This window comes from Pseudomonas sp. P5_A12, from assembly GCF_056400685.1.
The window spans coordinates 1-550 of the sequence record NZ_JBFUKU010000640.1 but is presented as its reverse complement, the minus strand read 5'-3'; the positions used below and the strand labels follow the sequence as shown (position 1 = coordinate 550).

At 55.8% G+C, this 550-nt stretch carries 1 protein-coding gene and 1 pseudogene; both read right to left on the bottom strand.

Going from position 1 to position 550, the window contains the following annotated elements:
- Positions 1–174: 174 nt before the first annotated feature.
- Positions 175–273 (bottom strand): annotated as a pseudogene (locus AC1DSG_RS31660) (HAD family hydrolase); the annotation flags it as partial.
- A 57-nt stretch (positions 274–330) separates the two neighbouring features.
- The coding region (locus tag AC1DSG_RS31655; RefSeq protein ID WP_477794365.1) for an HAD family hydrolase at positions 331–550 on the bottom strand (220 nt) is incomplete at its 5' end.

The window sequence follows — 550 nt, the reverse complement described above, 5'->3', positions numbered from 1 at the left end:
CCCGGATCCGGTGCTGCTTGAACACGCAGAAAAGGCCGGCTGGCCAATCCATATCTGGAAGTAACGCAAATCCCCTGTGGGAGCGAGCCTGCTCGCGATTCAGGCGACTCGGTTCAACTGGAAAACCGCGTCATCGTTCATCGCTAGCAGGCTCGCTCCCACAGGGGATTTGCGTTACTTCCAGATATGGATTGGCCAGCCGGCCTTTTCTGCGTGTTCAAGCAGCACCGGATCCGGGTTTACCACGTGTGGGAAATCCACCTTCAGAAGCAGCTGGAAAACCGCGTCATCGTTCATCGCTAGCAGGCTCGCTCCCACAGGGGATTTGCGTTACTTCCAGATATGGATTGGCCAGCCGGCCTTTTCTGCGTGTTCAAGCAGCACCGGATCCGGGTTTACCACGTGTGGGAAATCCACCTTCAGAAGCAGCGGTAAATCGTTACGTGAATCGGAATAAAAGCTAGCACCTTCGAGGTTTTCCTCTTCCGCATCCAGCCATTCCAGCAGACGGGTGATTTTGCCTTCGCGGTAGGTCAGCGTGCCAACGGTG